Consider the following 8,492-nt stretch of genomic DNA (forward strand, 5'->3'; position numbering starts at 1 on the left):
CAACGCCAAGGCGTTGCGCACAGTACGCGTCTCGCCGAGGAGCACCGTTGGCCGACTTCGTCGCCTCGATCGACCAGGGCACCACCAGCACCCGCTGCATGATCTTCGACCACTCCGGCGCCGAGGTGGGCCGCCATCAGCTCGAACACGAACAGATCCTGCCGCGGGCCGGCTGGGTCGAACACAATCCCGTCGAAATCTGGGAACGCACGGCGTCGGTGCTGATGTCGGTGCTGAACAAGACCAACCTCAGCGATGCCGACCTGTGTGCGCTCGGCATCACGAACCAGCGTGAGACATCGTTGGTGTGGAACCGCCGCACCGGTCGCCCCTACTACAACGCGATCGTCTGGCAGGACACCCGGACCGATCGCATCGCGTCTCAGCTGGAACGGGACGGTCGCGGCGATGTGATCCGGCGCAAGGCCGGGCTCCCGCCGGCGACCTATTTCTCCGGCGGCAAGCTGCAGTGGATCCTCGACAACGTCGACGGGGTCCGCGAGGCCGCCGAAAGCGGTGACGCGATCTTCGGCACCACCGACTGCTGGCTGGCCTGGAACCTCACCGGCGGCCCCCGCGGCGGGGTGCACGTCACCGACGTGACCAACGCGAGCCGGACGATGCTGATGAATCTGGAAACCCTGGACTGGGACGATGAACTGCTGTCGTTCTTCAGGATTCCGCGGCAGATGCTTCCGCAGATCAGGCCGTCGTCGTCACCGGAGCCGTACGGCCTCACTCATCCGTCCGGGCCGATGGATGGAGAGGTGCCGTTGACCGGCATCCTCGGCGACCAGCAGGCGGCAATGGTCGGGCAGGTCTGTCTGACCGAGGGCGAGGCCAAGAACACCTACGGGACCGGCAACTTCCTGCTGCAGAACACCGGCGGGAACATCGTCCGCTCTGATCACGGGCTGCTGACCACGGTGTGTTACCAATTCGGCGGTTCGAAACCGGTCTACGCGCTCGAGGGTTCGATCGCCGTCACCGGCTCGGCGGTGCAGTGGCTGCGTGACCAGCTTGGCATCATCAGCGGCGCGGCGCAGAGCGAGTCGCTGGCCCGCCAGGTCGACGACAACGGCGGCGTGTATTTCGTGCCGGCCTTTTCGGGATTGTTCGCGCCGTACTGGCGCTCCGATGCCCGTGGCACCATCGTGGGGCTGTCGCGGTACAACACCAACGCGCATCTCGCCCGCGCGACGCTGGAGGCGATCTGCTACCAGAGCCGCGACGTCGTCGACGCGATGCACAGGGACTCCGGTGTGCGTCTGGACGAACTCAAGGTCGACGGCGGGGTCACCGCCAACGATCTGTGCATGCAGATTCAGGCCGACGTACTCGGCGTCGAGGTGGTCCGGCCGGTCGTGGCCGAGACCACGGCGCTCGGTGCCGCGTACGCGGCCGGGCTGGCGGTCGGGTTCTGGGCGGATCCCGCGGATCTGCGCGCGAACTGGCAGGAGGGCAAGCGCTGGACGCCCAACTGGAGCGACGATCAGCGGGCCGGCGGATATGAGGGCTGGAAGAGGGCCGTCGAGCGCACCCTCGGCTGGGTGGACGTTTGATCAGCCTGCGGCGGCGTTGAGCTCGGCAACGGTGTCGTCGTCGAGCTCGATCTCGGCGACCGCCATGTTCTCCTCGAGGTGGCGCACCGACGAGGTGCCCGGGATCAGCAGGACATTGGGCGCCAGCGTCAGTGTCCACGCGAGCGCGATCTGGGCGGGGGTGCGGTCGAGCCGTGCGGCGGTGCGCTGCACCACCGGGTTGCCGAGCACGGGATTGTCCGCGGCAAAGGCGGATCCCAGCGGGAAGAACGGGACGAACGCAATGCCGCGCTCGGTGCACTCGTCGAGCACCGGCTGCGACGCCCGGTCGACGAGGTTGAGCGCGTTTTGGACGCACACGATCTCGGTGCGTTTCAACGCGAACAGCAGGTGGTCGAGCGTGATGTTGCTGAGTCCGATTCCGGCGATCAGGGCCTCGTCGCGGGCCTTGATCATCGCGGTGAGCTGAGCGTCGAACTGGTCTTGACGCAGCGTGCCGGGTTGATTCGGTTCGTCGGCGTCGGTGTCCATCACGCGGAGGTTGACCGCTGCGAGCTGGTCGACGTCGAGGCTGCGCAGGTTCTCCTCGATGTCGCGGCGCAGTTCGCTCGGCTCGTGTACGGGCAGCCAGTTGCCTTTGTCGTCGCGGCGGCCGCCGACCTTGCTGACCAGGGCGAGGTCGTCGGGGTATGGGTGCAGCGCCTCGCGGATGAGCTCGTTGGCGACGTCGGGTCCGTAGAACTGGGCGGTGTCGATGTGGTCGACCCCCAGTTCCACGGCCCGACGTAGCACGGCGAGGGCTTGTTCGTGGTCGCGGGGCGGTCCGAACACGCCGGGACCGGGAAGCTGCATCGCCCCGAAACCGATACGGGCAACGAGGAACCGGCCGAGGGGGAAGCGTGCCATGGCCTCCAGGCTAGCCCCGGCCGGTTCTCGGGGCAGGTGCTACTCGGTCTCGCCGAGGATGCCGTAGATCTCCCGCCTCGCGTTGTTGACGATGTCGGCGATGCGCTTCTGCTGTTCCGGCGATGCGGCCTGCGCCGCCTGGAAGAGGGCGCCGTTGATCTGGCCGAGCGCGGTGCGCAGATTGACCTCGTTGGGATCGACGCCTTCGGCGATCTCGTCCCAGGGCGGGGTCTCTGTCTTCGCGGCGGCTTCACGCCCGTCATCGGTGAGCTCGAAAAGCTTCTTGCTGCCGTCGGTTTCGGTGGCGACGATCAGACCCTCGTCGACGAGCAGTTGCAGCGTCGGGTACACCGACCCGGGGCTCGGTCGCCACAGGCCGTTGCTGCGCTCGCTGATCTCTTGGATCATCTCGTAGCCGTGCATCGGACGCTCGGTGAGCAGCGCCAGGATGGCCGCGCGGACGTCGCCGCGGCGACCACGGCCGCGGCCGCGATGGCCACGGGGGCCGCCGGGCCCGAAACCGAGGGCGAAACCCGGGCCGAAGCCCGGTCCGAAGCCGGGGCCGAACGGACCGCCGCGGTGGCCGGCGGCGTGGTTGCGAACGTGGTCGCGCATCAGTCCGCGCATCTCGCGCCTGGCTTCGCGACGCTGCTGGTGCAGGGCGCGCCGCTCGGCGGGCCCGACGCCGAACCCGAAACCGGCGGGCCCGAAACCGGCCGGCCCGCGGAGCGGGCCACCGAATCCCGGCCCGCCGAGCGGGCCACCGAACCTGGGCCCGCCGAGCGGGCCATCGAATCCCGGCCCGCCGAGCGGACCGTCGGATGTGTGTGTCATGGAAGTCTCTCTATCTCGTGTGGGGTACGCCGGCTGCGTTCCCGATACACTGACGATATATCGAAAACTATCGCGATGCAACGCGAAGCTAGGTGATGGCGTTCCGTGGGCGGGTGAGCAGGAACTCGTCGACCGGCGTGACGTCGCCGAACGGCCCGGTGATGGCCATGTGCGTGGCTTTGATCGTGGTGTGGCCGCCGGCCTGCCCGGGGTCGACGTCGAAGACCACGAAACCGTAGGGGTGGTCGCGGTCGCGGAAAGCCGACCACGGCGCGTCTTCCTGCACGTAGATCGGGGCCTTGTGGCCGAGTGTCGGGTCGAAGTTGCCGACGCCGGTCAGCACGCGGCATCGGGGTTGGTCGAAGAACATCGTGTTGGACGGTGCCGACGTTCCGCCCCCGCCGATCACGAGGTGAACGGTGCCCTTGCTCGTGTCGATCAGGTCGGTACGGGTGTCCACCGGCAGTGGTGTTCGCGTATCGGTCGGCAGCACTCCGCGGATGGGGTGCGAACGTTCGTAGTGATGTTCGTGACCGCACACCACCAGGTCGACACCGTACCGGTCGAACAGCGGCAGCCAGTCCTGCCGAATCCCGAGATCGGCGCCGTTGCTGTTCGCGGTCGAGATGGCCGTCTGGTGCATGCATACCACGATCCAGTCGATGTCGTGGTTGGCGCGCGAGTCGGCGAGCTCGCGCTCCAGCCAGCGCTTTTGGGCGCCTGCCGAGTAACCGTGGACGTAAGAGTTGCCGCCGTCCTGGTAGCACACGTCGTCGTTGTTCAGGCTGATCACCCGCACCGGGCCCGCGGTGAACGCGTACCACAGCCCGTTGAGCTCGGGGTCGGATCCCGACTCCGGCAGCGCGAAATAGGTCTGGTACGCCGCGTAGCCGATCGGGCCGTTGCCCAGCTCGTTTTCGTGGTTTCCCGCCGCGGGCATCCACGGTCGATAGCGCGCGGAGCGGGAATTGTTCTCGAACCAGTCCGACCACGTCCGGATCCGGTCGTGCGCGAGGTTCGCATAGCACAGGTCGCCGTTCACCAGATTGAACAACGGATCCATCCGCTCGATCGCCGCGGTCATGTCTCCCGAAGCGGGTGAGCCGAGATTGTCGTTGACGAACGACGTGCCGGCCATCCGGCCGAGCGTCGGGGTGGCCTGATCGCCAAAACTGGTGAACCTCAGAGCCGCTCGGCCCTGCGGAGCGGTGCGCACCGTCCCCGGCACCGGGGTCGCGCCGCCGTGAACCGCGGCATAGATGTAGTCGGTGTCGGGCGTCAGACCGCTGATGCGTGCGTGCTTGACGAAGACCTCGGTGCCCGACGCCGCGTCCCGGTACGTGCGGGTTTCGGCGGCGACGGTGTGACCGAAGCCATCCTGGGCCGTGCCGAGCATCACGCGCGGATCGTTCACCGGTGTGGTGGTGTACCAAGAAACCACCACGTCGGTGGAAGCATCCGACCCGAACTGCAGGTGCAGGCCCGCGACCCGCGGGGCGCCCGATGTGTCCGGCCGAAGCCACACCTGCGGGCCGCGGGTATGCGGTTGCGCCAGGGCGGCGCCGCCGAAACCCAACCCGGCGCCGACAATCGCCGACGCCGCGCCGGTGCTCAGCAAGGTTCGCCGGCTGAATCCCGGCCGCTGTTTTTCACTGTCTGCACCGGCAGGTGCTTGGTCGTCCACGATGTCCTCGATACCCCGGGTGGGCAAATCAGAGCATACGCACGGGTGTCGTCAGGCTTGCCAGCTTTGGTTCGACGCCCGCGCCCGGAGTCACGCGCCGTAGCCGGCGGATCACCCAGGGCGCGGCGAAACTGGCCGCCCACTGCAGGTCGGACCTGAGCCGCCTGACCCGCCCCGCGTGCGATAACGCCGAGTTCGGCGGACCGGAAAGGCTGTGCGGCACCGCGAGAGCGTCGAGCACCCGGGCCGCCATGCGCCGGTGTCCGAGCGGCCCGAGGTGCACACGGTCGCTGTCCCACATCGCCGGATCGCGGAACTCGGTGAAACGCCAGAAGTCCACCAAGTCGAGGCCCAGATCGTCGACGATGCCGCGCAGCAGTTCGTTGTATATCGCCGCACGGCCCCGCAGCCGGCGGAACAGCGGCACGGTGCCGATGTCGGCGGCGGTGAAGGTCATCACCCGTGCGCCGGTGCGGCGCAGACGCGCCAGCGCGTGGGTGTATTGCGTCATCATCGCGTCGAGATCCGTCCTCAACTTGAGCAGGTCGTTGATGCCGGCGTAGATGGTGACCAGATCCGGTTGGAGCATGATGGCCCGCGGTATCTGGCCGGTGATGACGGCGTCCATGGTGTGGCCCCGGATCGCCAGATTCGCATAGCGGAATTCGGGGTTGTGGCTTGCCAGGTGCACGGCCACCAAATCGGCCCACCCGCGCAGCCCGTTGTGGCTCGCCGGATCCGGGTCTCCGACTCCTTCAGTGAACGAGTCGCCCAGCGCTACATATCGGGTGATCGCGCTCATCACGTCGGCACGGTAACCGACCAGCGGCCAGTACGCGACATCGGCGCGGCCATGTATGGAAAGGTGTCGCGTGGGTGACGTGGGTCTGGTAACCGAGGTGTGCAGTGGCGGCTGAGACGCAGAGCGGGACCGGAGATCAAGATGGCGCCGTGGAGCCGGACTATCGGTTCACCCTCGCCAACGAGCGGACTTTCCTTGCATGGCAGCGCACTGCGCTTGGGCTGCTGGCCGCGGCGGTCGCGGTGATTCAGTTCGTTCCGGAGCTCGGCATCACCGGTGGCCGGCATATTCTCGGGGCGCTGCTGGCAGTGCTCGCGATACTGACAGCCGGCATGGGGTTGCTGCGGTGGGAGCAGGTCGACCGCGCGATCCGCCGGGGCAAGCCGTTGCCCCGGCATCCGACGCCTGCCTATCTGGGAGTCGGGCTGATCGTGGTCGGGCTGCTTGTCGTGGCGGTCATCGTGGGCAAGGTGGTCTCCGGTTGACCGGGCGCGACGTTCGCGCGGGCGGTCTGCAGGCCGAGCGAACCGCGTTGGCCTGGACTCGCACCTCCTTCGCGGTGTTGGGCAACGGCGTGCTCCTTGTGCTCAAGCAGCTTCCTCATTACCGCGGCTCGGCTCCGCTGAGCCTGGCTGGCATCGCCGCCGTTGTCGCGCTCTGCGTCTATGTCATTGGGCTGCAACGCCAACGGACGCTTGCCCGCAGGCCCCTCCCGGACGAGATCACGCCGCGCCGCGAAGTGCAGTTGGTCGGCGGGTTGCTGATCGCCCTGACGCTCGTGGTTGCGGTGTGGCTTTTCGTTTAGTCGGCCCGTGCGGCGCGCCGGTCCAGGCCGTCGATGACCCAGCTTGCCCACTCGGACTCCATCTGAGTGAACCGCAGGCCGTTCTCCAGCGCGGCGCGGCCGAAGAAATCGGCGTCGCCGCCCGACCAGTCGTAAGAGTCGCGGATCTGCGCGTATCGCGCGTGCTCGCTGTCGGCGTGCGCGCGCAGCGCCTCGAGATATTCGCGGGCCTGCGCGGAAGTGAGCTCGCCGAGCAGGAACACACGCAGCAGCTGGGCGCTGCGGAAGGCGGGGTCGTCTTGGGGCGAGGTCATCCAGCGGTGCAGCTCGGCACGCCCGGCCTTGGTGATTGCGTACTCCTTGCGCCCACGCGGCCCGAGCTCGGTGACCTCGATCAGCCCCGCCGCGGCCAGCTTGCCCAACTCGCCATAGAGCTGGCTTTGGGTGGCCGGCCACACGTTGGCCATCGAAAGCTGGAATTTCTTCAGCAGGTCGTACCCGCTGGCGGGATGCTGGGCGAGCAGGCCCAGCGCTGCGTGTCGCAAGCTCACCCACGCATCGTAACCATCCGCTATTGACATGTCATTATTGGGACGTCATGCTCGACATGTCAGGAGTGGAATGTCATCCGAGGAGACAACATGACCCAGCCCGCCGAGACCGTCGTCCCGTTCTTCCGCGCAGGCAACTACGCGCCGGTAACCGACGAGCTGACCGCCTTCGACCTGCCCGTCGAAGGCGCCGTCCCGCCGGAACTCAACGGGTGGTACCTGCGCAATGGCCCCAACCCGCGCCAGACCACCGCGCACTGGTTCACCGGCGACGGCATGATTCACGGCGTCCGGCTGGAGCACGGCCGCGCCGCCTGGTACCGCAACCGGTGGGTGCGCACGGAAAGCTTCGAGCACCCGTTCCCGGTGTACAACGCCGATGGCACCCGCAACCTGCATTCCAGCGTCGCCAACACCCATGTGGTGCGGCACGCCGGCAAGACGCTGGCGCTGGTGGAGTCGTCGCTGCCGTATGAGATCACCAACGAGCTGGAAACCCTGGGCGCCTACGACTTTGGCGGCAAGCTGGTGGATTCGATGACCGCGCATCCGAAGATCTGTCCCACGACAGGTGAGCTGCACTTCTTCGGCTACGGCAGCCTGACCAGCCCGCACGTCACCTACCACAGGGCCGACGCGTCGGGGGCGCTGACCGTCAACCGCGGTGTCGACGTGACGGCCCTGACGATGATGCACGACTTCGCCCTGACCGCGAACCACGTGATCTTCATGGACCTGCCGATCGTGTTCAACCTCGACATCGCGCTGAAGGGCGAACACGACATGCCATACCGCTGGGACGACGACTACGGCGCGCGGCTGGGCGTGCTGCGCCGCGACGACCCGTACGGCGCGATCCGCTGGTTTGAGATCGACCCGTGCTACGTGTTCCACGTCGTCAACGCCTATGAGACGACCCGGGCTGGGGCGGATTCCATTGTGCTGCAGGCGGTCCGATATCCCGAGCTGTGGCGCGACAACGGCGGGTTCGAGGTCGACGGGGTGATGTGGAGCTGGACGATCGACCTGGGGACAGGCACGGTCGACGAGCGGCAGCTCGACGACCGTAGTGTCGAATTCCCCCGCATCGATGACCGGCTGGCCGGGCTCCCGGCGCGCTACGGAATCACGGTCGGCAACGGCAGCCTGGTCCGCTACGACCTCGACCGGAATGCGAGCGACGAGCACCGCTTCGGCGCGGGCCGGTCTCACGGAGAACCGGGCGAGGCCGTCTTCGCGCCGGCCGGCCCATCGACCGGCGAGTTGGCCGGCTGGTACCTCTCCTATGTGTACGACCCCGTCCGCGACGGCAGCGACCTTGTGATCATCGACGCCTCCGATTTCACCGGCAAACCGGTTGCGCGCGTGCGCCTCCCGCAGCGGGTGCCGC

9 protein-coding genes are annotated in these 8,492 nt (G+C 67.6%); 4 read left to right on the forward strand and 5 right to left on the reverse strand.

The genetic code is table 11. From position 1 onward, the window contains the following. Positions 1–47 precede the first annotated feature (47 nt). Entirely contained in the window at positions 48–1,562 is a 1,515-nt protein-coding gene (gene glpK / locus VKG81_RS01270; protein WP_324389010.1) for a glycerol kinase GlpK, read from the forward strand. Here the strand turns inward: glpK and VKG81_RS01275 are convergent, their stop codons facing one another. From VKG81_RS01275 to VKG81_RS01290, 4 genes are all read right to left on the reverse strand, one after another. After that, positions 1,563–2,447: an oxidoreductase gene (locus tag VKG81_RS01275; protein WP_324389011.1), complete on the reverse strand. Its 885-nt coding sequence runs from the start codon at positions 2,445–2,447 to the stop codon at positions 1,563–1,565. Between the two features lie 39 nt (positions 2,448–2,486). Continuing rightward, on the reverse strand, positions 2,487–3,281 hold the full coding sequence (locus VKG81_RS01280; protein ID WP_324389012.1) for a PadR family transcriptional regulator: 795 nt from the start codon (positions 3,279–3,281) through the stop codon (positions 2,487–2,489). Positions 3,282–3,369: 88 nt separating this feature from the next. Continuing rightward, positions 3,370–4,968, reverse strand: a complete 1,599-nt coding sequence (locus VKG81_RS01285; protein WP_324389021.1) for a metallophosphoesterase family protein — start codon at positions 4,966–4,968, stop codon at positions 3,370–3,372. A 25-nt stretch (positions 4,969–4,993) separates the two neighbouring features. Continuing rightward, positions 4,994–5,767: an SGNH/GDSL hydrolase family protein gene (locus VKG81_RS01290; RefSeq protein WP_324389013.1), complete on the reverse strand. Its 774-nt coding sequence runs from the start codon at positions 5,765–5,767 to the stop codon at positions 4,994–4,996. A gap of 149 nt (positions 5,768–5,916) precedes the next feature. On the opposite strand from VKG81_RS01290, the gene VKG81_RS01295 reads away from it, so the two are divergent. Together VKG81_RS01295 and VKG81_RS01300 are read left to right on the forward strand one after the other, a co-directional pair. Next, complete coding sequence (locus VKG81_RS01295; RefSeq protein WP_324389014.1) at positions 5,917–6,252, forward strand: YidH family protein; 336 nt, start codon at positions 5,917–5,919, stop codon at positions 6,250–6,252. Further along, positions 6,249–6,572, forward strand: coding sequence for a DUF202 domain-containing protein (locus VKG81_RS01300; RefSeq protein ID WP_324389015.1), 324 nt, complete (start codon positions 6,249–6,251; stop codon positions 6,570–6,572). Before VKG81_RS01295 ends, VKG81_RS01300 begins: the two co-directional genes overlap by 4 nt. Here the strand turns inward: VKG81_RS01300 and VKG81_RS01305 are convergent. Next, complete coding sequence (locus VKG81_RS01305; protein WP_324389016.1) at positions 6,569–7,102, reverse strand: PadR family transcriptional regulator; 534 nt, start codon at positions 7,100–7,102, stop codon at positions 6,569–6,571. The two genes, VKG81_RS01300 and VKG81_RS01305, sit on opposite strands and share 4 nt — an antisense overlap. Before the next feature lie 90 nt (positions 7,103–7,192). Between VKG81_RS01305 and VKG81_RS01310 the strand changes: the two genes are divergently transcribed. Continuing rightward, a partial coding sequence (locus tag VKG81_RS01310; protein WP_324389017.1) for a carotenoid oxygenase family protein occupies positions 7,193–8,492 on the forward strand: 1,300 nt, incomplete at its 3' end.

The sequence above is a fragment of the Mycobacterium sp. genome (genome assembly GCF_035314905.1).
Taxonomy (GTDB): domain Bacteria; phylum Actinomycetota; class Actinomycetes; order Mycobacteriales; family Mycobacteriaceae; genus Mycobacterium.

What these genes read in the sequence shown, in the direction of transcription:
- VKG81_RS01275 (WP_324389011.1), bottom strand. Translation starts at nt 2,447, where the DNA reads ATGGCACGCTTCCCCCTCGGCCGGTTCCTCGTTGCCCGTATCGGTTTC.
- VKG81_RS01290 (WP_324389013.1), bottom strand. Translation starts at nt 5,767, where the DNA reads ATGAGCGCGATCACCCGATATGTAGCGCTGGGCGACTCGTTCACTGAA.
- VKG81_RS01280 (WP_324389012.1), bottom strand. Translation starts at nt 3,281, where the DNA reads ATGACACACACATCCGACGGTCCGCTCGGCGGGCCGGGATTCGATGGC.